General features: G+C 62.0%; 26 protein-coding genes. 15 read left to right on the plus strand and 11 right to left on the minus strand.

The annotated features are described in order from the left end of the window. The first annotated feature begins 85 nt into the window (after window positions 1-85). The 5 genes from EN850_RS01990 to EN850_RS02005 all read left to right on the plus strand — a co-directional run bounded on the left by EN850_RS01990 (window position 86) and on the right by EN850_RS02005 (window position 4,440). Window positions 86-2,068, plus strand: a complete 1,983-nt coding sequence (locus EN850_RS01990) for an FAD-dependent oxidoreductase (RefSeq protein ID WP_136090487.1) — start codon at window positions 86-88, stop codon at window positions 2,066-2,068. Between the two features lie 52 nt (window positions 2,069-2,120). Beyond that, window positions 2,121-2,333, plus strand: a complete 213-nt coding sequence (locus EN850_RS37665) for a hypothetical protein (protein WP_281407249.1) — start codon at window positions 2,121-2,123, stop codon at window positions 2,331-2,333. A 32-nt stretch (window positions 2,334-2,365) separates the two neighbouring features. Further along, on the plus strand, window positions 2,366-3,229 hold the full coding sequence (locus EN850_RS01995) for a mandelate racemase/muconate lactonizing enzyme family protein (protein WP_281407250.1): 864 nt from the start codon (window positions 2,366-2,368) through the stop codon (window positions 3,227-3,229). Window positions 3,230-3,353: 124 nt separating this feature from the next. Beyond that, window positions 3,354-3,830 (plus strand): DUF3828 domain-containing protein, encoded by a 477-nt coding sequence (locus EN850_RS02000; RefSeq protein ID WP_136090488.1) that lies wholly within the window; start codon window positions 3,354-3,356, stop codon window positions 3,828-3,830. 4 nt (window positions 3,831-3,834) lie between these two features. Next, a complete protein-coding gene (locus EN850_RS02005) occupies window positions 3,835-4,440 on the plus strand; it encodes a hypothetical protein (protein WP_136090489.1) in 606 nt (201 codons plus the stop codon). 8 nt (window positions 4,441-4,448) lie between these two features. On the opposite strand, the gene queF is transcribed toward EN850_RS02005, so the two are convergent. Then, window positions 4,449-4,910, minus strand: a complete 462-nt coding sequence (gene queF / locus EN850_RS02010) for a preQ(1) synthase (RefSeq protein ID WP_136090490.1) — start codon at window positions 4,908-4,910, stop codon at window positions 4,449-4,451. A 57-nt stretch (window positions 4,911-4,967) separates the two neighbouring features. On the opposite strand from queF, the gene EN850_RS02015 reads away from it, so the two are divergent. Further along, window positions 4,968-7,013 (plus strand): NADH:flavin oxidoreductase, encoded by a 2,046-nt coding sequence (locus tag EN850_RS02015; RefSeq protein WP_136090491.1) that lies wholly within the window; start codon window positions 4,968-4,970, stop codon window positions 7,011-7,013. Between the two features lie 100 nt (window positions 7,014-7,113). Here EN850_RS02015 and EN850_RS02020 read toward each other — a convergent pair whose 3' ends face one another. Then, window positions 7,114-7,521 (minus strand): hypothetical protein, encoded by a 408-nt coding sequence (locus tag EN850_RS02020; protein WP_136090492.1) that lies wholly within the window; start codon window positions 7,519-7,521, stop codon window positions 7,114-7,116. 245 nt (window positions 7,522-7,766) lie between these two features. Here EN850_RS02020 and EN850_RS02025 point away from each other — a divergent pair, with 245 nt between their 5' ends. Continuing rightward, window positions 7,767-8,093, plus strand: coding sequence for a MarR family transcriptional regulator (locus tag EN850_RS02025; RefSeq protein WP_246689131.1), 327 nt, complete (start codon window positions 7,767-7,769; stop codon window positions 8,091-8,093). Between the two features lie 18 nt (window positions 8,094-8,111). Here EN850_RS02025 and EN850_RS02030 read toward each other — a convergent pair whose 3' ends face one another. Together EN850_RS02030 and EN850_RS02035 are read right to left on the minus strand one after the other, a co-directional pair. Beyond that, on the minus strand, window positions 8,112-8,852 hold the full coding sequence (locus EN850_RS02030) for a polysaccharide deacetylase family protein (protein ID WP_136090493.1): 741 nt from the start codon (window positions 8,850-8,852) through the stop codon (window positions 8,112-8,114). A gap of 73 nt (window positions 8,853-8,925) precedes the next feature. Next, the gene (locus EN850_RS02035; protein ID WP_127280018.1) at window positions 8,926-10,998 is read right to left on the minus strand and encodes an EAL domain-containing protein; all 2,073 of its coding nucleotides are present in this window, start codon (window positions 10,996-10,998) and stop codon (window positions 8,926-8,928) included. A 35-nt stretch (window positions 10,999-11,033) separates the two neighbouring features. Between EN850_RS02035 and EN850_RS02040 the strand changes: the two genes are divergently transcribed. The 3 genes from EN850_RS02040 to tdh are packed head-to-tail and all read left to right on the plus strand — an operon-like array spanning window position 11,034 to window position 13,573. Then, the gene (locus EN850_RS02040; protein ID WP_127280017.1) at window positions 11,034-11,303 is read left to right on the plus strand and encodes a hypothetical protein; all 270 of its coding nucleotides are present in this window, start codon (window positions 11,034-11,036) and stop codon (window positions 11,301-11,303) included. 2 nt (window positions 11,304-11,305) lie between these two features. Next, on the plus strand, window positions 11,306-12,493 hold the full coding sequence (locus EN850_RS02045) for a glycine C-acetyltransferase (RefSeq protein ID WP_136090494.1): 1,188 nt from the start codon (window positions 11,306-11,308) through the stop codon (window positions 12,491-12,493). Between the two features lie 45 nt (window positions 12,494-12,538). Next, window positions 12,539-13,573, plus strand: coding sequence for an L-threonine 3-dehydrogenase (gene tdh / locus EN850_RS02050; protein ID WP_127869678.1), 1,035 nt, complete (start codon window positions 12,539-12,541; stop codon window positions 13,571-13,573). Window positions 13,574-13,581: 8 nt separating this feature from the next. Here tdh and EN850_RS02055 read toward each other — a convergent pair whose 3' ends face one another. Both EN850_RS02055 and EN850_RS02060 read right to left on the minus strand, forming a co-directional pair. After that, complete coding sequence (locus EN850_RS02055) at window positions 13,582-14,040, minus strand: hypothetical protein (RefSeq protein ID WP_136090495.1); 459 nt, start codon at window positions 14,038-14,040, stop codon at window positions 13,582-13,584. Window positions 14,041-14,116: 76 nt separating this feature from the next. Beyond that, the gene (locus EN850_RS02060) at window positions 14,117-14,566 is read right to left on the minus strand and encodes a MarR family transcriptional regulator (protein WP_127869676.1); all 450 of its coding nucleotides are present in this window, start codon (window positions 14,564-14,566) and stop codon (window positions 14,117-14,119) included. Between the two features lie 93 nt (window positions 14,567-14,659). On the opposite strand from EN850_RS02060, the gene hmgA reads away from it, so the two are divergent. From hmgA to EN850_RS02080, 4 genes are all read left to right on the plus strand, one after another. Beyond that, window positions 14,660-15,973 (plus strand): homogentisate 1,2-dioxygenase, encoded by a 1,314-nt coding sequence (gene hmgA / locus EN850_RS02065; RefSeq protein WP_136090496.1) that lies wholly within the window; start codon window positions 14,660-14,662, stop codon window positions 15,971-15,973. An 11-nt stretch (window positions 15,974-15,984) separates the two neighbouring features. Next, window positions 15,985-16,839 (plus strand): MBL fold metallo-hydrolase, encoded by an 855-nt coding sequence (locus EN850_RS02070; RefSeq protein ID WP_189590994.1) that lies wholly within the window; start codon window positions 15,985-15,987, stop codon window positions 16,837-16,839. An 89-nt stretch (window positions 16,840-16,928) separates the two neighbouring features. Continuing rightward, window positions 16,929-17,942, plus strand: coding sequence for a fumarylacetoacetate hydrolase family protein (locus EN850_RS02075; protein WP_135863945.1), 1,014 nt, complete (start codon window positions 16,929-16,931; stop codon window positions 17,940-17,942). A gap of 22 nt (window positions 17,943-17,964) precedes the next feature. Further along, window positions 17,965-18,501, plus strand: a complete 537-nt coding sequence (locus EN850_RS02080) for a DinB family protein (protein ID WP_127869672.1) — start codon at window positions 17,965-17,967, stop codon at window positions 18,499-18,501. 18 nt (window positions 18,502-18,519) lie between these two features. Here EN850_RS02080 and EN850_RS02085 read toward each other — a convergent pair whose 3' ends face one another. The 3 genes from EN850_RS02085 to hppD all read right to left on the minus strand — a co-directional run bounded on the left by EN850_RS02085 (window position 18,520) and on the right by hppD (window position 20,303). Then, window positions 18,520-18,897, minus strand: a complete 378-nt coding sequence (locus EN850_RS02085; protein WP_135883622.1) for a type II toxin-antitoxin system VapC family toxin — start codon at window positions 18,895-18,897, stop codon at window positions 18,520-18,522. Continuing rightward, a complete protein-coding gene (locus tag EN850_RS02090) occupies window positions 18,894-19,118 on the minus strand; it encodes a type II toxin-antitoxin system prevent-host-death family antitoxin (RefSeq protein ID WP_127869671.1) in 225 nt (74 codons plus the stop codon). Before EN850_RS02090 ends, EN850_RS02085 begins: the two co-directional genes overlap by 4 nt. A 72-nt stretch (window positions 19,119-19,190) precedes the next feature. Next, entirely contained in the window at window positions 19,191-20,303 is a 1,113-nt protein-coding gene (gene hppD / locus EN850_RS02095) for a 4-hydroxyphenylpyruvate dioxygenase (RefSeq protein WP_127279825.1), read from the minus strand. 139 nt (window positions 20,304-20,442) lie between these two features. On the opposite strand from hppD, the gene EN850_RS02100 reads away from it, so the two are divergent. Continuing rightward, window positions 20,443-20,910: an Lrp/AsnC family transcriptional regulator gene (locus tag EN850_RS02100; protein ID WP_032933331.1), complete on the plus strand. Its 468-nt coding sequence runs from the start codon at window positions 20,443-20,445 to the stop codon at window positions 20,908-20,910. Here EN850_RS02100 and EN850_RS02105 read toward each other — a convergent pair. Beyond that, a complete protein-coding gene (locus EN850_RS02105) occupies window positions 20,907-21,245 on the minus strand; it encodes a TIGR01244 family sulfur transferase (protein WP_127279826.1) in 339 nt (112 codons plus the stop codon). The genes EN850_RS02100 and EN850_RS02105 overlap by 4 nt on opposite strands. A gap of 67 nt (window positions 21,246-21,312) precedes the next feature. Further along, window positions 21,313-21,750: a DUF6691 family protein gene (locus EN850_RS02110; protein WP_136090498.1), complete on the minus strand. Its 438-nt coding sequence runs from the start codon at window positions 21,748-21,750 to the stop codon at window positions 21,313-21,315.

Consider the following 21,750-nt stretch of genomic DNA (forward strand, 5'->3'; position numbering starts at 1 on the left):
AGGTGTCGGCTTTCCGGCAAAGAGCGACTTGGGTTGCGAGCGCTGGCGCCCGGGTGCCGCCGCCAAGGCTTTGAAGGAGCGGTGCATGTCTGGGCGGGTCTTCAACCGGTTGTTCACGCCGGCTACTCTGCGCGGCAAGACGTTACGCAACAGGATCGTGTTCGGAGCCCACACCGCCAATATGGCGGTGGAGGGGCTGCCGACCGCGCGGCATGTCGGCTATTACGCGGAACGCGCCATCGGCGGCGCCGGCATGATCGTGGTCGAGCCGATGCCCGTGCATCGGGCCGCCGTGCTGACACGCGGCAACTTCAGCCCTTCCGATGACCGCGTCATCCCGCATTTTCGCAAGGTGACAGAGGCGATCCGCGGCAACGGCGCCGTCGCCATCCAGCAGCTCTACCATGTCGGCCAGCACGCGGACGCGGACAACTCGTTCCATGCCGGCTGGTCGCCTTCCGGCCTGCCCAGCTATCACGACTCCGACGGCTCGCATCGGATGTCCGAAGCCGAGATTGAGGAAACGATCGACGGCTTCGTACAGGCGGCGCGCCGCTGCCGCGAGGCCGGCTTCGACGGCGTCGAGGTCTGGGCGGCGTACCATTCGATGCTGGACCAGTTCTGGACGCCCTGGTCGAACCGCCGGGACGACCGGTGGGGCGGCAGCCTTGAAAACCGCACGCGGGTGAGCCGTGAGGTGATGACCAGGATTCGCCGGGAATGCGGCGATGATTTCATCATCGGTCTCGCGGTCAATGACGAACCGGAAGTCGAAGTGGCGCTGAAGCGCGAAGCGCTGGCCGAGATAATCGACCTCCACGACCGCGATGCCTTGATGGACTATGTGACTTGTGGAACGGGTTCCTACTTCGATTTCTACAAGATCATGCCGACCTTTGTTTATCCCGAAAAGCTCGGCGCGGATCTTGCGGCGGTGCTCAAATCCACCGTGCGCCACGCGCTGATCACCGCCGAAAGCCATATCCGTACCCCCGAGAACGCCGAGAGCGTGCTGAGCGAAGGCCGCGCTGACCTCGTTTCCATCGTGCGCGGGCAGATCGCCGATCCGCATCTGGCTGCAAAGGCTGCCGCCGGACGGCCGCAGGACATTCGCGGCTGCCTGTCCTGCAACCAGATGTGCTGGGGCCGGCGCAGCCGCGATTACTGGATCAGCTGCGTCGTCAATCCCTCGGCGGGGCGGGAATGGGAGTGGGGCGGAGATCGCTTCGCTCCGGCCGCCCAGCCGAAGCGCGTGCTGGTCGTCGGCGGCGGCCCGGCCGGCCTCGAAGCGGCGCGCGCCGCGGCCGAGCGCGGTCATCGCGTCACACTGGCCGAGGCTTCCGACCGCCTTGGGGGGCAGTTCCGTCTTGCCGGACTGCAGCCGCGCCGTGCCCAGATTCTGGATCTGATTAGCTGGTACGAGCGTCAGCTCGGCCAGCTTCAGGTCGACATCCGTTACGGGCAGTATGTCGAAGCCGATGATGTCGAGCACGAAGGCGCGGATCACGTCATCATCGCCACCGGCTCGATGCCGCCAGACGGCGCTTTCCAGCGGGCCTTGCCGCAGTGGGACAGCATTCCGGGCGGTGGCCCGGTGCTCTCGGCCGAGGCGGTGATGGCTCGTGAGGCGAGGCCGGGAAAAAATGTTCTGTTGCTGGACGATGGCGGCAATTGGAAAGGATGCGGCACCGCCTGGAAGCTCGCCGAGGACGGTCACGATGTGACGCTTGTGACCCCGGACGCCCTGGTCGGCAAAGAGCTTCAGCGAATGGCCGTCGACGCGCCGCTGCGCCGGGCGCTCGCCAAACTGCGCGTGCGGTTCGTGACCGAGAGCGCCATCGTGCACTGGGATGGCACGCTGGCCAGGATTGCTTCGCTGCTCGACGGGACCGAGCAGGAGGTCGAGGCCGATGCTTTGGTCTTCGCCGCCACCAGCATGGCGCAGGACAGCCTGTCCATCGAGCTCGAAAGGCGCGGAATCGCGCATACCTCCATCGGCGATTGTACCGCCTCCAGACAGGCGGCATTTGCCATTCATGACGGGCGCAAGGTGGCGCTTGGTCTTTGACGATCGCGAAAGGCGCCGGACCAGGCAAGGCATGAACGGGGCTGATGTCTGAATGCGTATCCAGTCAATCAAAGTCTATCAGGTGCTTCTGCCTGTCAAAGGCGGTGCCTACCGGATGGCCAGTGATAGCGTGCGGAATTTGGACAGCACGCTGGTTGAAGTGACCACCGAGGATGGACTGTCAGGCTGGGGTGAGACGTGCCCGATCGGCCCTGTTTATCAGCCCCAACATGCGCTGGGCGCGAGAGCGGCAATTGCCGAATAGCGCCTGGACTTGTCGGCGAGGACACAACGTCCATGCGCCGCCTCGCCAAAAGAATGGACGAGCGTCTGAACGGGCACAACTATGCCAAGGCGGCCTTGGATATAGCTTTCCTCGACCTCACCGGCCAGCGGCTGGGCGTCCCGGTCTCAACCCTTCTCGGTGGTGCGCTCACCGATCGTGTGCCGTCTTACTACTCGACGATCGTCGGTGCTCCCGACGAGACCGCGCGTATTGCCGCCGACAAGGTCAACGCCGGATATGCACGGCTTCAGATCAAGATCGGCGGACGGGATCTCGAACACGACGTCGCCACCGTGCACAAAGTATGGGAGGCCGTTGGCTTCAAGGCCCGGATGGCCGTCGACGCCAATCGTGGCCTGACCGCTGCCGCGGCGTTGCACATCGATCGGCTTTGCCAGGCAATCCCATTCGTGTTCGAACAGCCTTGCAACACCATGGAGGAAGTGGCGGGTCTCAAGGGACGCGTTACACATCCGATCTATCTCGACGAGAATACCGAGGATTTGAATGCCGTGTTGCGGGCAGTTTCGTCAGGTATCGCGGATGGATTCGGATTGAAGGTCACCCGCCTTGGCGGCCTCACCAAGATGGCCACGGTCCGCGACCTGTGTGCGATACGATCTCTTCCGCACAGCTGCGACGACGCCTGGGGCGGAGACGTCATCGCCGCGGCTTGCGTGCACCTCGCCGCTACCGTCGAGCCGAGACGTTTTGAGGGAGCCTGGATCGCGCAGGAATACATCGAAGGGCATACCGATCCCGTAAACCCGGTCGTGATCGAGAACGGGCATATACGCGTCCCGCAGATCCCAGGGCTCGGCGTCAGGCCTGAGCGCTCCCAACTCAACGCGCCGATCGCTACTTTCGGAGACTAAGGATCGTTGGATGTGATCTATGCAAGTAGACGAGCCACCCAAAGGCTTCATGAGCCGCAAAAAAGCCTATATGCACGATGCGTGGTATTGATTGCTTTCCGCAGCCAAACATTCGGGGAAATCCATGAAACTGCTGCTCGCTGCCGCCTTGTCGATTGCCGCACCAGCCGCCGCATTGGCCGGCCCGGCGTCCGACGCCGTGAAGTTCTTCTATGTCCCGCAGGTCAAGTTCGAGGCCGACGCGCAATACCGCGATCGCTTCACCGAGCCGGTGACGAAACTGTTCGACCTCAACGACCAGGCGACCAAGAAGAATCCCGACCAGGTCGCCTGCATCGACTTCGACCCGGGCCTCGACGCGCAGGATTTCGACCAGAAGACCATCTCCAAGACCTTGAAATTGTCCGAGACGGTGGATGGCGACGCGGCACAAGTGGTGGCGAATTTCAGTCTCTTGCCGGAAGGAGACGATTCGCAGCGCGAAATGCACTGGTCGCTGAAGAAGGTCGACGGCAAGTGGAAGATATCGGACATTGCGTCGAAGACCAGCGCCTGGACGCTGAGCCAGCTCGAATGCATGGCGGGCCAAGATCCGGAGTGATGCAATGGCCGGTCGCGCGCTCCTGTTATTGTTGGCCATGTGCCTGCTGGCGGCTGGCTTGAACGGCGCGGCCGCTCAGGGTCTGTTGGGCGCGCCGCCGGCAAATGCTCCGGCCGGGACCGCGCCCGATGACAGCAGCACGCCGCCGGCGACCGCGCCTGGCGGAGCCGCGGAGCCGGCGACGCCACCCGTCGCATGGCCGCCGAGCGGGCCTGCCGCCCCCATCCAGCCGGGATCGCCGACAGCGGTGGTGCGGCCGTTCTACGATCAGGTCGGCCTGGAGGTCGATCCGGCTCAGCGCGGCCACTTTGTCGACCCGGCGAAGACGGTGCTCGACAAGAGCGATGCGCTGCGCAAGTCAGGACAGGGCGAGTGCCTGGACCCCAACATGGCGCTCGACAATGCGGATTACGATAAGGCCGAGATCGACAAGAGCCTGAAGACGCTCGAATCAATCAATGGCGATCAGGCCAAGGTCATCGTCGCCTTCGTCGCCGGCAACCCGCACCGCCTCGAATGGAAATTCAAGAAGGTTGGCGGCGAATGGAAGATATCGGACCTTTTGTCGGTGACCGGCGAATGGGCGCTCAGCCAGTACCAGTGCGAATGATGGCCGAACTAGCCGCGCCCGCGATAGGGGGCGACGCCGGTGTCCGGCAGCCAGGCGCCTTCGGGCGGAGCGCCGGTCTGCCAGAAGACATCGATCGGAATGCCGCCGCGCGGATACCAGTAGCCGCCGATGCGCAACCACAACGGCTTGGTCGCGGCCACGATGCGCCGTCCGATCATCACCGTGCAGTCTTCATGGAAAGCGCCATGGTTGCGAAACGAGGTCATGAACAGCTTGAGCGACTTCGATTCCACCAGGGCCGCGTCGGGTGCGTAGTCGATGACGATATGGGCGAAATCCGGCTGTCCGGTCACCGGACAGAGCGAGGTGAATTCCGGGACGGTGAAACGCACGATCGCCGGCGGTCCGTCACCGCGCGAAAACGGCACGGTTTCCAGGACCGCAGCTTCGGGGCTCTGTGGCGTCTCGGCGTGCGTGCCGAGCTGGGTGAGATTTTTGGTATCGATCATGAGCGGGTTTCCTTGGATTTGCCGCTCATTAGCACAAATTAAAACGGCAGGAAGACGATGACCAGCAACGACCCGCTTCTCCAACCCTACCAGCTCAAGCATTTGACGCTGAAGAATCGGGTGATGTCGACCAGCCACGAGCCGGCCTACTCGGAGGACGGCATGCCTAAGGAGCGCTATCGGCTCTACCATGCCGAAAAGGCCAAGGGTGGCATGGCACTGACCATGACCGCCGGCTCGGCCATCGTTTCGCGCGACAGCCCGGCCGCCTTCGGCAATCTGCACGTCTATGACGACCGCATCGTGCCGTGGCTGGCCGAACTCGCTGACGCCTGCCACGAGCATGACTGCAAGGTGATGATCCAGATCACCCATCTCGGCCGCCGTACCGGCTGGAACAAGGCCCACTGGCTGCCGGTGCTCTCGGCCTCGCCGGTGCGCGAGCCAGCGCATCGTGCTTTCCCCAAGGCCATAGAGGAGTGGGACATCGAACGCATCGTCGCCGACTATGCATCGGCCGCCCAGCGCTGCCAGGCAGCCGGTCTCGACGGCATCGAGTTCGAATCCTACGGCCATCTGATGGACGGCTTCTGGTCGCCGGCCACCAATCATCGCGACGACGAGTATGGCGGTTCGCTCGACAACCGGTTGCGCTTCACCAACATGGTGCTCGATGCGGTGCGGGCGGCGGTTGGCGACAAATTCGTCGTCGGCATCCGCATGGTCGCCGACGAGGATTTCGAGAAAGGCCTGTCGAAGGAGGAGGGCGTCGAGATCGCCAGGCGACTGGCCGGCTCCGGCAAGGTCGATTTCCTCAACATCATCCGTGGCTCGATCGAGACCGACGCGGCACTGACCAAGGTCATCCCGGTGACCGGCATGCGGTCTTCGCCGCATCTCGATTTCGCCGGCGAGGTGAGGGCGGCGACGAAATTCCCGACCTTCCACGCTGCGCGCATTTCCGACGTCGCCACCGCGCGCCACGCGATCGCCACCGGCAAGCTCGACATGGTCGGCATGACGCGTGCCCACATCGCCGATCCGCACATCATCAAGAAGGTGATGGAGGGCCGCGAGCACGAGATCCGTCCCTGCGTGGGCGCCACCTATTGTCTCGACCGCATCTACGAGGGCGGCGAGGCGCTGTGCGTCCACAATGCGGCGACCGGCCGCGAGGCGGATATTCCGCACGTGATCGCCAAGACGGAAGGGCCCAAGCGTAAAGTCGTGGTCGTCGGCGCAGGGGCAGGCGGACTGGAGGTGGCGCGGGTCGCGGCCGAGCGCGGCCATGAAGTAACGATCCTGGAAGCATCATCACAAGCGGGTGGCCAGGTCCGTCTGGCGACCCAGAACCCGCGCCGCAAGGAATTGATCGGTATCATCGACTGGCGTCTGGCCGAACTCGACCGGCTCGGCGTCGAGATCCGCTACGACACATGGGCAGAGAAGGACGACGTCCTGGCCCTGGCCCCTGACGTGGTGGTCGTCGCCACCGGCGGCCTGCCGCAGAACCCGCCGCTGGCCGCCGGTGACAATCTCGTCACGTCGAGCTGGGACATCATGGCCGGCAGCGTCAAGCCGGCCGAGAGCGTGCTGCTTTATGACGACAATGGTGGCCATCAGGGCATGGGCGCGGCCGAACTGATTGCCAACAGCGGCTCGAAGCTGGAACTGGTTTCGCCGGAGCGGTTCTTCGCCCCCGAAATGGGCGGCATGAACCACGTTCCGTACATGCGGGCCTTCCAGGAAAAGGGCGTCACCATCACCATCAACACGCGCCTGCGCTCGGTGCGGCGCGAGGGCAATCAATTGGTCGCTGAACTCGCTTCGGACTTTGCCGATGGCTGGCGCGGCGAACGCAGGGTCGACCAGGTTGTGGTCGAACATGGCACGCTGCCGCTCGACGATCTGTATCTGTCGCTGAAGCCGTTGTCGAAGAACACTGGGGCGGTCGACTACGAACGTCTGGTCAATGGAGGCGACGTTTTTCCCCAACGCAACCCCGAAGGGGGCTTCGTGCTGTTGCGCATCGGCGACGCGGTTGCCTCCCGCAACATCCACGCCGCCATCTATGACGGGATCAGGTTCGGGATCAGGATTTGATTACGATCAGGTGGCGCGCAACGGCCTTTGCAAGGAGAGCCACCTGCCGCTCTGGTCCGTTGCGCGCCGCGCATGATCGGCTTTCACCGGCCGTGCGATTCTAAAACAATTTGGCGGTCGCCATGCAAAGTACGGTGATGACCAGCAGTCCGCCGGCGATGCGTTCGCCCCTGGTCATTTTCGCGCGCAGCTCCGTTTGGGTCGCTGCATCGGCGCCGGCGAGCTGCCTGCTGGCGGAGCCCACAAGCGCGCCTTGCACACCGGCGGCGATTAGCGCCGTCAAAATGCCGAGCGCCAGTACCTTCTCCATCGAGCCGAAAGCATCCTCATGAAAGAAATACCAGAGCAGCAATCCGGTCAGAAAAGCCAAACCGGCCGCGCCCATTTGCGGCCGGAAGAACCGCTCTGCCCGGATGTCCGGATCGCGGGCAACCGCGATGGTCGTGCCAGCCCAGAATACGCCGGCCATGACGTGCAGGCCGATGACGACGATATAAACATATTGCATGACTGCATTCCTCTCATTCACCCGCCGCCTGCGCCGCAACCATGCCGCGATGCCATCAATAAGACAAAGTTAGATATCTAACGGTTAGATGTCAATCATGAAGCCGAGTTTCACGTTCCCACTGCTTGCTCTACTGTCAGATCATGACACCGTTTGAACGCCCGCCGGTTGGTATGAACCTTGGCCGTACCGCCAAGCTTGTCGCACAGGCTTTCGACGCCGCCTTGGTTGAAGCAGGCGGCACATTGCCGGTCTGGCTCACGCTGCTGTCGGTCAAGTCGAGCGAGCTTGCCAATCAACGCGAACTTGCCGGCATGATCGGCATCCAGGGTGCGACGCTGACCCATCATCTCAATGCGATGGAGGCGCAGGGCCTGCTGACGCGGCGGCGCGATCCCCTCAACCGCCGGGTTCATCTGGTCCGGTTGACGGAGGCGGGAGAAGCGCTGTTCGAAACGTTGCGGCAAGCAGCACTTGTCTTCGACAAGCGGCTTCGCACAGGACTACCCGACGAACGTCTCGCGGAGTTTGCGCGGGTGCTGGCCGTATTGCGGGAGAATGTGGAGAGCTAGGAGTGCCGACCTGATGGCTTAGTTATCATAGCTCGGGATTGTTCCAAACGCATAGTGGCGCAGTTTCAGTGCGGTGATCAGCTTGGTCAGTTGCGTCTTGCCGTCAAAGCCGTCCTGGAACATCTGGTCATGCATCAAAAGGATCAGCTTGCCGGGCTTGGCAAAGTGGCCGTAGCCGAACAAATGATCGATCTCGCTGACCAGATGATCGACGCTCTGGACCGGCTCACCGCTGTCCTTGTGCACCCACTCGTGGTCCCATCCATAGAGATAAAAGCCGGACGCCGCGACGAACTCATAGTCGGGGTCTTCGCGCCCGGCTTGCGCTTGCCCAAGCGAATTGTCGTTCTTCGACATCGAAGGCAGCCGGAACACGTCGCGCCCCGGCAGGCGGGCGTGCACCGCGGGCTTCAGGCCCAGAACGGCATTGGCCATGAGCATGTCGGCAACCACGTCTTCCGTATCGCCATAGAAATGCCGGTAGTGATTGTAGGCGTGACTGTAGCTGTGGTTGCCGATCGTCACCAGCGGCATCGCCTTGGCGCGCCGCACCAACGTCTTGTTGGACGCACTGGCCTCGGCATGCATGCCGACCATGAACAGCGTTGCCGGAACCTGCGCCGCCTCCAAGACGTCGAGGATGTTGCTTGTGCCGTTCAGAGGACCGTCGTCGAAGGTGAGGTAGATGGTGCGATCCGCGCCATGGGCCGGCAACGCCGACATCAACATGGCTGCCAGGGCAAGCCGAAAGAATGTCATGGGCCACTACCCGTTTGCGATCAGGACAGGCCGCCATTTCATCGGCTGGTAGTCAAGCCAGGCCCGGCTCCGCCTACGCCAGGCTTCCCTGCAATACCGTCAGCCTGGCCTTCTTCGGCATGCGGGCGGTCAGCCATTCCAGCGCCTTGTCATGCGGCATCGGGAAGGCGATGGAATAGCCTTGCACCTGGTCGCAGCCGATCGCCATCAGCGAGTCGAGCTCCGCCTCGGTTTCGGCGCCCTCGGCGACGATGGAGATGCCCAAACCCCGTGCAAGTTCGGTGATGGCGCGCACGATCTTTGAGTTGTCGCCATTTTCGTGGATGTTCTGGACGAAGCGGCGGTCGATCTTGAGCCGGTCGATCTCGTTGGGATTGACGTGGCTGAGCGACGCATAGCCGGTGCCGAAATCGTCGAGTTCCAGATGGACGCCGGCCGCCCGGATGTGCCGCAGCTTGGCCGCGATGCCTGTCTTCTCGTCGTCGAGGATGACGGATTCGACGATTTCCAGCGACAGTTTCTGCGGCGGCAGCCCGGCTCTCTCCAGCGTGTCGAACAGAAACGCATCGAAATCGTGCTCACGCAACTCGGTGCCCGAGACGTTGACGGCAAGCCGGCCGAAGGCAATGCCGGCACGGTTCCATTCGGCGGCTTCGTTGATCGCCTTGCTGATCACGATGCGGCCGATCTCCGGCATGAAGCCGCATTTCTCCGCGACCGGGATGAATTCGCCCGGCGAGATCATGCCGCGCTCGGGATGGTTCCAGCGCACGAGGGCCTCTATGCCGCTGATGGTGCCGTCGGTTAGCGAAACCTGTGGCTGGAAATAGACCTGGAACGCTCTTTCGGAAATGGCGACCTTGATGTCGTGTTCGAGCTGCTTGCGGTAGTCGAGTTCCCTTCGCAGTTCCTCGGAGAAGAACGAGAAGTTGCCGCCACCCATCTTCTTGGCGGAATAAAGCGCCAGATCGGCGTGGACCAGCAGGTCTTGCGCATTGTCGGCGTCGATTGGATAGACGGCGATGCCGCCGCTGGCGCCCGGAAGAATGGTGGTGCCCTGGAACACGATCGGCTCGTTGATGTGCACCAGTATGCGCCGTGCCAGCATGTTGATGTCCTCGGTGCTGCCGGCTCCGTTGAGGATCATCACGAATTCGTCGCCACCAAGCCGCGCGCACAGATCCGACGCCCGGCAGGAATCGCGCATGCGCTGTGCCGTCACCACCAGGACATAGTCACCGGCGGCGTGGCCTAGCGTATCGTTGATCTGCTTGAAGCGGTCGAGGTCGAGCTGGACCACGGCTAGGCGCTCGCGCCGGCGATGCGCGCCTTTGATCAGCGTCTCGAAATGGTCGGTCAGGAAGGTGCGGTTGTGCAGGCCCGTCAGGCCGTCATGCACCGCGATGAAGGCCATCGAATTGCGAGCGTCGACCAATTCACGCGTTTTGCGCAGGATCGCGTTGGACATCGGCCTGAAGATGAACAGCGCCACCAGCAGGATGACGCCGAGCGTGGCATAGAACAGCGTGCGGTGGAGAGTGAGCAACTTTTCGGAGCGCTCGTCGGCGTCGGCACTGATGCGCTGGCCGAGCGCGGCATAGCCCGACAGCGTGGCATTGGCGACAGAGGCATCGAGGTTGACGCGTTCGGCGCCGCCCTTGTAGCCGCCATTGTCGCCAAGGTTGAGCTGCGATTCCAGTGCAGAGATCAGACGATCGCCGTTGGCGATCAGGCCAACCGAGAAATAGTCGAGATGGAAGGGTTTGGCGAAAAGCACGCTCTCGATCGACTTCGGATCGAGCTTGGCAGGCGATTGCGGATCCGCGCCTGTCTGCTTGAGCAGCAGATCGTAGTTCGTCTCGAACTCCGCCGTGGCCTGCTTCAGCGCGCTGACCAGCGCCGGCTGCTTGTCGCGCGAGGCGACGCCTGTCGCGCTGGCAAGGAAGACGATGCGCTGCGACAACGTCTTCTGCATGCCGACGATGTCGAGCAAGGTGTTGTTGTGCTGCTGCGTGGCCATCGTCTGCTGCAGCAAAACGAAGGAGGCTGCCACCATGGCGGCAATGATGAGCAGCGCCAGCCAGTAGCCAGCCTTGATCAGCAGTATGAGCTTGCCTGAAACGGTTTGCACCGGCTGCTGAGACATGTTCGGGGGCGGCCCTCTCGCCAACGGATTTCTGTATGAGCACCATTGAACTGCAAACGTTAACAGGACCGGAAGTCGACGGCTGGCCGGCAAGGGGGAGGCGCGGAAAGATCGCGAAATGGTTATCGGGTTCTTTCGCGGCCGGCCCGCATTTGAGCATTCGTCAATCCATGCGTGCCGGATGGTCGCTTGGGCAATGTCCATCGCGTCCCCCTGATGCTGCCCGGCCACCTGATCCGGTCGCTTTTGCGATGGATTTTTTGCGCGGGCCGGACGACAGTCTGCCCACGTCAAACGAGGCCTGATCATGACCGCAGCATTTCTCTCCCATATCGACAGTGAGCTTGCAGGGCTGAAATCCGCCGGCCTCTACAAGTCCGAGCGGGTGATTTCCTCGATGCAGTCGGCCGAAATCGAGGTGGGCGGCAAGAAAGTGCTGAATTTCTGCGCCAACAACTATCTCGGCCTCGCCGACAGCGCGGACCTGCGCGCTGCGGCCACGCAGGCGCTCGACCGCTACGGCTACGGCATGGCGTCGGTGCGCTTCATCTGCGGCACGCAGGAGGAGCACAAGCAGCTCGAGGCGACGATTTCATCCTTTCTCGGCCTGGACGACACGATCCTTTATGGCTCTTGCTTCGATGCCAATGGCGGCCTGTTCGAAACGCTGCTGGGCGAGGAGGACGCGATCATTTCCGACGCGCTCAACCACGCCTCGATCATCGATGGTGTCCGGCTGTCGAAGGCCAAACGCTTCCGCTACGCCAACAACGACATGGCCGATCTGGAGGCGCGATTGAAGGAAGCGAAGGATTGCCGCTTCCGGCTGATCGCCACCGATGGGGTGTTTTCCATGGACGGCATCATCGCCAATTTGAAGGGCGTCTGCGATCTCGCCGAAAGGTATGATGCCATGGTCATGGTCGATGACAGCCATGCGGTCGGCTTCGTTGGCAGGAATGGCCGTGGCTCGGCCGAGCATTGCGGCGTCGAGGGCAGGGTGGACATCATCACCGGTACGCTCGGCAAGGCGCTTGGCGGCGCTTCCGGTGGGTATACCACGGGCAAGAGGCAGGTGGTCGACTGGCTGCGCCAGCGCTCGCGGCCCTATCTCTTTTCCAACACGCTGATGCCGGCGATCGCCGGCGCCTCGATCAAGGTGTTCGAGCTGATCCGCAATGGCGATGCCTTGCGCGAGCGCCTATATGCCAATGCGGCGCGGTTCCGGTCTCAAATGGGCAAGCTTGGCTTTACTTTGGCCGGGGCTGATCATCCGATCATACCGGTGATGCTGGGCGATGCGACGCTGGCGCAGGAGATGGCGGCGCGCATGCTGAAGCGCGGCATCTATGTCATCGGATTCTCGTTCCCGGTGGTGCCGAAAGGCCAGGCGCGCATCCGCACCCAGATGTCGGCGGCGCATTCGAGCGCCGACATCGACCGCGCGGTGGAGGCCTTCGGTGCCGTCGGCAAGGAATTGGGCGTGATTTCCTGAGCGTCGAAAAGCGATTCCGGATCAAGAGATTCAAGGGACAAAAGAATGTCGAACATGATGAAGGCGCTGGTGAAGGCCAAGGCCGAGCCGGGCATCTGGATGGAAGAGGTGCCGGTGCCGGAAATCGGCCCCAACGACGTGCTGATCAAGGTCAAGAAAACGGCGATCTGCGGCACCGACGTCCACATCTACAATTGGGACCAGTGGGCGCAGAAGACGGTGCCGGTGCCGATGGTGACCGGCCATGAGTTCGTCGGCACCGTCGCCGATTTCGGCGCCGCGGTCACCGAATACAAGGTCGGCCAGCGCGTCTCGGGCGAAGGCCACATCGTCTGCGGCCATTGCCGCAACTGCCGCGCTGGGCGAGGGCATCTGTGCCGCAACACGCTCGGCGTCGGCGTCAACCGTCCGGGTGCTTTTGGCGAATATCTGGCCATTCCGCAGCACAATGTCGTGCCGATCCCCGACGACGTGCCGGACGAGATCGCGGCCATCTTCGATCCCCTTGGCAATGCCGTCCACACCGCATTGTCCTTCGACCTGGTAGGCGAGGATGTGCTGGTCACCGGCGCGGGGCCGATCGGCATCATGGGGGCGTTGGTGGCGCAGTGCGTCGGCGCACGCAAGGTCGTCATCACCGACATCAACCCGGTGCGGCTGGCACTGGCGAAGAAGCTCGGCGTCCAGCACGTCGTCGACGCCTCGAAGGAAAAACTGCGCGACGTCATGCCGGCGCTCGGCATGACCGAGGGGTTCGACGTCGGGCTGGAAATGTCGGGCGCCGCGCCCGCCTTCCGCGACATGATCGACACCATGAACAATGGCGGCAAGATCGCCATCCTCGGCATCGCGCCGACCGGCTTCGAGATCGACTGGAACAAGGTCATCTTCAAGATGCTGCATCTGAAGGGCATCTATGGACGCGAGATGTTCGAGACCTGGTACAAGATGATCGCGCTGGTGCAAGGCCCGCTCGATGTGACCGGGCTGATCACGCATCGCATCGGTATCGATGATTTCCAGTCGGGTTTCGACGCGATGCGCAGCGGCAGTTCGGGCAAGGTGGTGATGGATTGGTAGGCGGCCGCCTACCCATCTTTGCAAATGCTGAATGAGTTTGTGACCTTCATATCAAGCTTGGCATCCCAACTCTTGATCATGAGATTGCGGGCGATATGGGCCAATTCGTAAGATGCGGTCCGAAGGTCGTCGAAAGGCAGGGCAGGGATTTCAGCCTGCTTCGTCGGCGGTATGATCTCCCCCAACTTTACCATGCAATTCTCGACACGAACATCTTCGACCAAACTCAACGGACCCCAGTAGAGAGTCCAGAACCGTGAACGAGCGTTCTTCCAGACAGCCGGATCTGTGGTATTCGCTAGGGTTGAAACGGTTTCACTGGCTTCAAACAACAGCCTGGTCTGCTCTTTAAGGAACGGCTCGCGATTTGCCTGGGCCTGTTTGTCAGAATATTGCCAGATACCGAGCAAATCGGTCGCGATGCTAATCGCCCAAGGGACAAATGTCTTCCAATCAAGGTGGTCCATCACGACCTCTCCAAGCGGAAAGAAATACCTCGACTTTATGACCGTAGCGAAAATGAAAATGGTCTTGCCCGCTATTTCAGAATTGCGCTTCGAGTTTCGCGATAGCTGCGAGAATTAGGGAGCGGTCCGATAAATCGAGCCGCGCTAGCAACTGTGACTCGAACGCCTTCGCCAACGGCACCATTTCGCGATATGCGGCAAGGCCCGCTTTGGTCAGCGTCAGATGCTCGACGCGCCGGTCGCTCTCATCCGGCGCGCGGGTCAGCCAGCGCCGCCGTTCGAGTTCCGCGACGGCACGCGAGACTTTGGTCTTGTGCATGGCTGATTGCTCGCCAAGCGCCGTCGCGGTCATCGTGCCGCGTTGTCCCAAGCCCGACAGCGTGCGCCATTCCGGTCGGGTCAGCCCCAGGCGGTCGCTGTAGATTTTCGAGAATTCCCGGCTGACCGCATCCGCAAGCCGGTAGAGCCGGTAAGGCAGGAAACTTTCCAGCTCCAGGATCTCGGGATCGGTCGCTTTGCTCGTCATGTTTCAGCGCTCGCATATGTCTCGCGTCGCCATTGATAGTTACATTTTCGATGGTTACAAATGAAACCAGTTTGGTCAATCCGGGAGGAAGCGATGGCCTTTCCCTATATGCCGGGCTTCGGCAACGATTTTGAGACCGAGACGCTGCTTGGCTCCCTGCCGCAGGGCCGCAATTCGCCGCAGCGGCCAGCCTACGGCCTCTATGCCGAGCAGCTTTCCGGATCGCCCTTCACCGCGCCGCGTGGCACCAATGAGCGTTCCTGGCTCTACCGCATCCGGCCAAGTGTCAAGCACACCGGCCGGTTCAAGGCAGCCAGCTACCCGCTGTGGAAGACTGCGCCCAATGTCGGCGACCACGAACTGGCGCTCGGACAATACAGGTGGAATCCGGTACCGATGCCGAAGGAGCCGACAGATTTCATCCAGGGCATGCGCAGCATCACCACGGCCGGTGACGTGCTCGGGCAGACCGGCATGGCCGCCCATGTCTATGTCGCCAATCGCTCGATGGTCGATGATCATTTCTTCAATGCCGACGGCGAATTGCTGGTCGTCCCGCAGGTGGGCAGCTTGCGGCTGGTCACCGAGATGGGCGTCATCGAGCTTCGACCCGGCGAGATCGCCGTGCTGCCACGCGGCCTCGTCTTCAAGGTCGAACTGGTCGACACCGAAGTGCGCGGCTATGTCTGCGAGAATTACGGCGCCAAGCTGACACTGCCTGATCGCGGCCCCATCGGCGCCAATTGCCTGGCCAACCCACGCGACTTCAAGACGCCCTGCGCCTGGTTCGAGGAGAAGGAGACGCCGTGCCGGCTGATCGTGAAATGGTGCGGCAATTTCCATGTCACCGAGATCGGCCATTCGCCGCTCGACGTGGTGGCTTGGCACGGCAACTACGCCCCCTACAAATATGATCTGGCGACGTTTTCGCCGGTCGGCGCGCTGCTGTTCGACCATCCCGATCCATCGATCTTCACCGTGCTGACGGCGCCGAGCGGCGAGGAGGGCACCGCCAATATCGATTTCGTCATCTTCCCGCCGCGCTGGCTGGTGGCGGAAGATACGTTTCGGCCGCCCTGGTATCACCGCAACATCATGAGCGAGTTCATGGGTCTGATCCACGGCCAGTACGATGCCAAGGAGGAAGGCTTCGTTCCCGGCGGCATCAGCCTGCACAATCTGATGCTGGCCCACGGCCCGGATGCGCCTGGCTTCGAAAAGGCCTCGCGCGCGGACCTGAGACCGGTCAAGCTCGACAACACCATGGCCTTCATGTTCGAGACCCGCTATCCGCAGATGCTGACCCGATACGGTGCCGAACTGGAAACCCGGCAGGACAATTATATCGACTGCTGGGCCGACCTGAAGAAGCGCTTCAACGGCACGCCCGAGGGCGACTGGTCTTGAGCGGCAATTCAATGCCGGATCGGCTGGTGCTGTTGGGCTCCAAAGGCGGCCCTGCGCTACGGCCGGGCGGGCCGTGGCCGAGTTCGTCGCTGCTCGAGATCGGCGGGCGGGCCATCGTCGTCGATTGCGGGCTCGGCGTCACGCGCGGCCTTGTCGATGCCGGTGTCAGCCTGAAGGCGCTCGACCTGATCTTCATCACGCATCTGCATTCCGACCATGTGCTGGAACTGGGTCCGCTGATCCACACCGCCTGGACGGCCGGATTGGCGACGCCGGTCAGCCTGTTTGGCCCGCCCGGCACCGGCCATTACTGGCGGCGCTTTTGTCAGGCGATGGAATTCGACATCGAAATCCGCATCGTCGACGAGGGCCGGCCTGATATTCGCGAGCTGGTTTCTGTCGAAGAATTCGGCGAAGGCCATGTGGTCGAGCAGCGCGGCCTGAAGGTGACGGCGCTGCGCGTCGACCATCCGCCGGTGACCGACTGCTTTGCGCTGCGCTTCGAGCATGGCGGCAAGAGCGTGGTGTTTTCGGCCGATACAGCCTTCTTCCCACCGCTCGCCGATTTCGCCGAAGGCGCTGATATCCTCGTCCACGAAGCCATGCTGGAGGAGGGGATCGAGCGGCTGGTTGCCAGGACCGGCAATGGCGCGCGGCTCAGGGAACACCTGCTCGCCAGCCACAGCTTTGCCGAAGAGGCAGGCCGCATCGCCAGCGATGGCGGCGTGAAGAGACTGGTGCTCAACCACCTCATTCCGGCCGACGACCCCCAGATTGGCGAGACCGATTGGACTGCTGCCGTCAGGAAAACATGGGCCGGCGACTTGACGATCGCTCGCGACGGCCTTGTTGTGGAGCTAGCATGATCCCGAAAAGTGGAAACCGGTTTTCGGAAAAAGATCATGCGTAAGAAAAGCCAAAGCGGCGCCAAGGCCGCCTCAGGAGAGGGAACCGCATGAAGCTTGCCACACTGAAGGATGGGACGCGCGATGGAAAACTCGTTGTCGTTTCGCGCGACCTGACACAGTACACAGACGCCTCGTTCTTGGCACGCACGCTGCAGGCGGCACTCGACGACTGGCGCAGGATCTCGCCGCATCTCGCGACAATCGCCGAATCGCTGGAGAACAGTGCGATGCCGGCGGCTCGCTTCCACGAGCACGACGCGCATTCGCCGCTGCCACGCGCCTATCAATGGGCCGACGGCTCCGCCTATGTGAACCATGTCGAACTGGTGCGCAAAGCGCGCGGCGTCGAGATGCCGGCAAGCTTCTGGACCGATCCGCTGATCTATCAGGGCGGCTCGGACTCCTTTGTTGCGCCGCGCGATCCGATCCGCATGGCCGACGAAGCCTTCGGCATCGACATGGAGGCCGAAATTGCCGTCATCGTCGACGATGTGCCGATGGGCGCCAGCCTCGATGAAGCGCGCGCCGCGATCCGGCTGGTCATGCTGGTCAACGATGTCACGCTGCGCGCGCTGACCGGCCCGGAACTCGCCAAGGGTTTTGGCTTCTTCCAGTCGAAACCGTCCTCGGCCTTTTCGCCGGTCGCGGTGACGCCGGACGAACTGGGCGACGCCTGGGATGGCGGCAAGGTCAGCCTGCCGCTGCTCGCCGACATCAACGGCAAGCCGTTCGGCCGCGCCAATGCCGGTGTCGACATGACCTTTGACTTCCCGGTACTGATCGCTCACGCCGCCCGCACGAGGCCGCTGGTATCAGGCACCATCATCGGCTCGGGTACGGTGTCCAACAAGCTCGACGGCGGCCCGGGCAAGCCTGTGTCGGCCGGAGGCGCAGGCTATTCCTGCATCGCCGAACTGCGCATGATCGAGACCCTCGCGAGCGGCGAACCAAAGACGCCGTTCCTGCGCTTCGGCGACACGGTACGCATCGAGATGAAGGACAAGGCCGGGCATTCGATCTTCGGTGCCATCGAGCAGAAGGTCGAGAACTACGCGAGATAGAGGCTAGGACAGATTTTCAGCGATGAATCTTCTGGATCATCTGCGCCGCATGGCGGGCAACAATCTCTGGTCGAACGACCGGCTCTATCGCGCAGTGCTTGCTCTGAAGCCCGGCGAGTTCGAGGCTGAGCGCACCAGCTTTTTCCCGTCGGTCAAGGCCACGCTCAACCATGTGCTTGCGGTCGATTATCTCTATCTGGACTTTCTCGAAGAGGGCGGCGTCGGTGCCGCTGCCCATGATGACTTCGTGCCTTTCGACGAACCACAGGAGCTTTTTGCCGCGCAGGTCGCGGCCGACCGGCGGCTGATTGCCTTCTGCGATGGCTTGTCGGAAAGCGATCTCGATCGCCGCGTCATCACCGACCGGCGCGAGGACGGCATGATCCCGGAAAAGATCGGCAATATCCTGGCGCACGTCTTCCTGCACGACATCCACCATCGCGGCCAGGTCCACGCCATGCTGTCCGGCACCTCCGTCGCGCCGCCGCAACTCGACGAGTTCCTGCTCGATTATGATGTCAGGGTTAGGCGGGACGAGGTTGAGAGGCTTCGGTTGTGAGACCAGGTCCTTCGCTAGTCATGTCACAGCCACATCATAATGGGCGAAATGCGGGTCGGATGTGAGGATGGTCAGATTTTCCACTTGCGCCTGCGCAATCAGCAGTCTGTCGAACGGATCACCATGGTGGCGAGGTAGGCCACCAACGGCGTTCGCGTGCTGTAAGGTTACGGTGAGCGGCTGAAATCGCATCCTTGGAAGCAGCGCCGGCAGATCGTCCGGCGCGTTGAGCTTTCCGATCGAACGTTTGATGGCAATTTCCCAAACGCTCGCCGCGCTCACGAACACCACCGCTTCCGAAACCAGGATGGCGCGGTGATGCTCGCTGAGACGTCGGTCGTCCGAAATTGACCAGAGGATGATATGTGTGTCGGCGAGGAAGGGGCCGACCGTCATTTTACGAACTCGTCCCATTCAGGACCGAGTTCGTCAAAATCATCCGCAATCCAGATCTTGCCCTTCAAAGCGCCGATACGCGGCAGAGGTTCGGCCACCGCCGGAGGTACAATGCGCGCCGCCACCTTGCCGTGGCGCGTAAGAACGATCTCCTCACCTGCTTCCGCGCGGCTGACAAGTTCCGACAGTTTGGCCTTGGCTTCGGCGATGGAAACATTCATGTGCTCGATCCTTTATGACTAGAATTTAGGTCATAATCGACCGAACCGCAAGAGTTCCCGTGTTAGACCGGCCTATTCCGCCGCCTGTACCTTGATCACGCCGCGCTTGATTTGATCCTGCTCGATCGACTCGAACAAAGCGCGGAAATTGCCCTCGCCAAAGCCTTCGTCGCCCTTGCGCTGGATGAACTCGAAGAAAATTGGCCCGATCACGGTCTTGGAAAAGATCTGCAGCAGGATCTTGGTCATGCCGCCATCGACCACGCCCTCGCCGTCGATCAGGATGCCGTGCTTCTTCATCCGCTCGATCGGCTCGCCATGGCCGTTCACGCGGTCATACGACATGTCGTAATAGGTCTCGGGCGGGCCGGGCATGAATTTCAGCCCGTTCTCGGCGAGCTTGTCGGTGGCGGCGTAGATCTCGTCCGTGCCAACCGCGATGTGCTGGATGCCTTCGCCATTGTACTTCTTCAGGTATTCGGCGATCTGGCTGGTCTCGTCCTTGGATTCGTTGAGCGGGATGCGGATCTTGCCGCAAGGCGAGGTGATGGCGCGGCTGACCAGGCCGGTGATCTTGCCGTCGATGTCGAAGAAATGGATCTGCTTGAAGCCGAACAGATTGCGATAAAAGTCCCACCACTTGTCCATCTGGCCGCGATAGACATTGTGGGTCAGGTGGTCGAGGAAATAGAAGCCGACGCCTTGCGGCCGCGGGTCGCGCGCGCCGAGCCATCCGAACTCGGCGTCATAGGCCGAGCCTTTCTTGCCGTAGCTGTCGATGAAATAAAGCAGCGAGCCGCCGATGCCGACAATGGCAGGCACGTCGAGCGCCTTGTCGTCGCCTTCATAAGGCGTGGCGCCCTTGGAGACGGCATGCTCGAAAGCATGTTTGGCATCGACCACCCGCCAGGCCATCGAGGCAGCACAAGGGCCATGCTTGTCGGCGAACTTCATCGCGTGCGAGCCGGGCTCGGCATTGACGACATAGTTGATGTCGCCCTGCCGCCAGACAGTGATGTCCTTGGTGCGATGCCTGGCCACCGCCACATAGCCCATGCGAGTGAAGAGCTCGGCCAGCTTCTGCGGCTCGGGATGCGCGAATTCGACGAACTCGAACCCATCGGTGCCGGCAGGGTTGTCCCTGCTGATCGTGGCGGGCGGGGCGTCGTGCGGGAAGGGACCCATGATATTCCTCCGAAAATCTCGTTTGGCCTGAAAGGGCCATTTGAAACCATGATAGCGTGGAGCCTGTGCATGGTGCTTGCATTCAAACGCTTGAAATGATGATGTCATGCGTGAAGCATGCATGATTAGAGAAAAAACCATGGATGAGACGCGCATCGATCAGTTTGACCGCAAGATAATGGCTCTTTTGCAGGGCGATGCCCGGCTCACCAATAACGACCTTTCCGAAAGGGTGAACCTGTCGGCGTCGCAATGCTCGCGCCGCCGCCAGCGGCTGGAGGAGGATGGCTATATCAAGGGCTATCGCGCCGTACTCGACCGCGACAAGCTCGGCTTCTCACTGGTCAACGTCATCTCGGTGACCTTGGCCACCCACAACCGTGACAACGCGCGACGCTTCGGCGAATTGGTGGCGCGATTGCCGGAAGTGCAGGAGGCGCATGCGCTGACCGGCGAGATGGATTATATCCTGAAGGTGGTGACGCCCGACCTCAAATCATTGTCCGAGTTCGTCAACGGCGTGCTCCTGCCGCATGAATCCGTGCAGCATGTGAAGACGGCGATCGTGCTGGAGACGCTGAAGGAGACCGGCGCGCTGCCGATCTAACCCTTCGACTGCTGGATCAGCCCATACAGATTGGTGCATCGGGCGCCGGAGCGGCAATAGGCGAACACCGGGCCCTCGAGCTCATCCAGCGCCTCGGCCTGGTCCTCGACATTCTCGGCTGTGATCTGGCCGCTGATCACGGGGATGTAACGGAAGGCGAGGCCGGCGGCTTCGACCGCCGAGCCGATGCTTTTGGCCGAAGGCTGGCCGGGCTGTTCGTCGTCCGGCCGGTTGCAGATGACGCTCTTGAAGCCGGCGGCCTTGATGGCGGCGACATCTTCGGCCTGGATCTGGCCAGAGACCGAATAGTCCTCGCTGATTTCGCGGTATTCCATGACGATGTCCTCGCGATCTGATTTGGCAGGAGTTTTGCCACTCCCTGACGTGGCCGGCAACCAATTCCTATGCCGTGGCCGGCTGAGCGATGCGCGCCCGAACAAAACGCGCCACGACGATGCCTGCGATCACCGAAGCGACGAAGATCGGCGTCTGTGAATAGCCGAGGCCCAGCGCCGGAATGGCGCCGCCCGGACAGAAGCCGGCAAAATCCCATCCGATACCGAACACGGCGGCGCCGCCAACCAATTCCAGATCGATAACGCGCTTCGTCGGCAGCGCAAACTCGGTTTCGAACACCGGGGCCTTGTACCGGCCGAACACCAGTCGGTAACCGATAAAGGCGACAGCCAAGCCGCCGCCCATGACGAAGATCAGGCTGGGGTCCCAGGTGCCAGCAATGTCGAAGAAATTCAGCACCTTGGCCGGATTTATCATACCGGAAACAGCGATGCCGAGGCCGAAAATCCCGCCGATCAGGAATGCCGAAACGAGCCTGTTCAT

It is taken from the genome of Mesorhizobium sp. M8A.F.Ca.ET.207.01.1.1, from assembly GCF_004794715.1.
GTDB lineage: Bacteria > Pseudomonadota > Alphaproteobacteria > Rhizobiales > Rhizobiaceae > Mesorhizobium.

Bases quoted from the DNA above. Each gene is read 5' to 3' on its own strand.
- EN850_RS01995 (WP_281407250.1), top strand. From the start codon at position 2,366: ATGCGCCGCCTCGCCAAAAGAATGGACGAGCGTCTGAACGGGCACAAC.
- EN850_RS02055 (WP_136090495.1), bottom strand. From the start codon at position 14,040: ATGGACCACCTTGATTGGAAGACATTTGTCCCTTGGGCGATTAGCATC.
- EN850_RS02000 (WP_136090488.1), top strand. From the start codon at position 3,354: ATGAAACTGCTGCTCGCTGCCGCCTTGTCGATTGCCGCACCAGCCGCC.
- EN850_RS02035 (WP_127280018.1), bottom strand. From the start codon at position 10,998: ATGTCTCAGCAGCCGGTGCAAACCGTTTCAGGCAAGCTCATACTGCTG.
- EN850_RS02070 (WP_189590994.1), top strand. From the start codon at position 15,985: ATGCCGGATCGGCTGGTGCTGTTGGGCTCCAAAGGCGGCCCTGCGCTA.
- EN850_RS02030 (WP_136090493.1), bottom strand. From the start codon at position 8,852: ATGACATTCTTTCGGCTTGCCCTGGCAGCCATGTTGATGTCGGCGTTG.
- EN850_RS02040 (WP_127280017.1), top strand. From the start codon at position 11,034: ATGAGCACCATTGAACTGCAAACGTTAACAGGACCGGAAGTCGACGGC.
- EN850_RS02015 (WP_136090491.1), top strand. From the start codon at position 4,968: ATGACCAGCAACGACCCGCTTCTCCAACCCTACCAGCTCAAGCATTTG.
- EN850_RS02045 (WP_136090494.1), top strand. From the start codon at position 11,306: ATGACCGCAGCATTTCTCTCCCATATCGACAGTGAGCTTGCAGGGCTG.
- EN850_RS01990 (WP_136090487.1), top strand. From the start codon at position 86: ATGTCTGGGCGGGTCTTCAACCGGTTGTTCACGCCGGCTACTCTGCGC.
- EN850_RS02110 (WP_136090498.1), bottom strand. From the start codon at position 21,750: ATGAACAGGCTCGTTTCGGCATTCCTGATCGGCGGGATTTTCGGCCTC.
- EN850_RS02085 (WP_135883622.1), bottom strand. From the start codon at position 18,897: ATGACGGTCGGCCCCTTCCTCGCCGACACACATATCATCCTCTGGTCA.
- tdh (WP_127869678.1), top strand. From the start codon at position 12,539: ATGTCGAACATGATGAAGGCGCTGGTGAAGGCCAAGGCCGAGCCGGGC.
- EN850_RS02090 (WP_127869671.1), bottom strand. From the start codon at position 19,118: ATGAATGTTTCCATCGCCGAAGCCAAGGCCAAACTGTCGGAACTTGTC.
- EN850_RS02005 (WP_136090489.1), top strand. From the start codon at position 3,835: ATGGCCGGTCGCGCGCTCCTGTTATTGTTGGCCATGTGCCTGCTGGCG.
- EN850_RS02105 (WP_127279826.1), bottom strand. From the start codon at position 21,245: ATGGAATACCGCGAAATCAGCGAGGACTATTCGGTCTCTGGCCAGATC.
- EN850_RS02060 (WP_127869676.1), bottom strand. From the start codon at position 14,566: ATGACGAGCAAAGCGACCGATCCCGAGATCCTGGAGCTGGAAAGTTTC.
- EN850_RS02080 (WP_127869672.1), top strand. From the start codon at position 17,965: ATGAATCTTCTGGATCATCTGCGCCGCATGGCGGGCAACAATCTCTGG.
- hppD (WP_127279825.1), bottom strand. From the start codon at position 20,303: ATGGGTCCCTTCCCGCACGACGCCCCGCCCGCCACGATCAGCAGGGAC.
- EN850_RS37665 (WP_281407249.1), top strand. From the start codon at position 2,121: ATGCGTATCCAGTCAATCAAAGTCTATCAGGTGCTTCTGCCTGTCAAA.
- queF (WP_136090490.1), bottom strand. From the start codon at position 4,910: ATGATCGATACCAAAAATCTCACCCAGCTCGGCACGCACGCCGAGACG.
- hmgA (WP_136090496.1), top strand. From the start codon at position 14,660: ATGGCCTTTCCCTATATGCCGGGCTTCGGCAACGATTTTGAGACCGAG.
- EN850_RS02100 (WP_032933331.1), top strand. From the start codon at position 20,443: ATGGATGAGACGCGCATCGATCAGTTTGACCGCAAGATAATGGCTCTT.
- EN850_RS02020 (WP_136090492.1), bottom strand. From the start codon at position 7,521: ATGCAATATGTTTATATCGTCGTCATCGGCCTGCACGTCATGGCCGGC.
- EN850_RS02075 (WP_135863945.1), top strand. From the start codon at position 16,929: ATGAAGCTTGCCACACTGAAGGATGGGACGCGCGATGGAAAACTCGTT.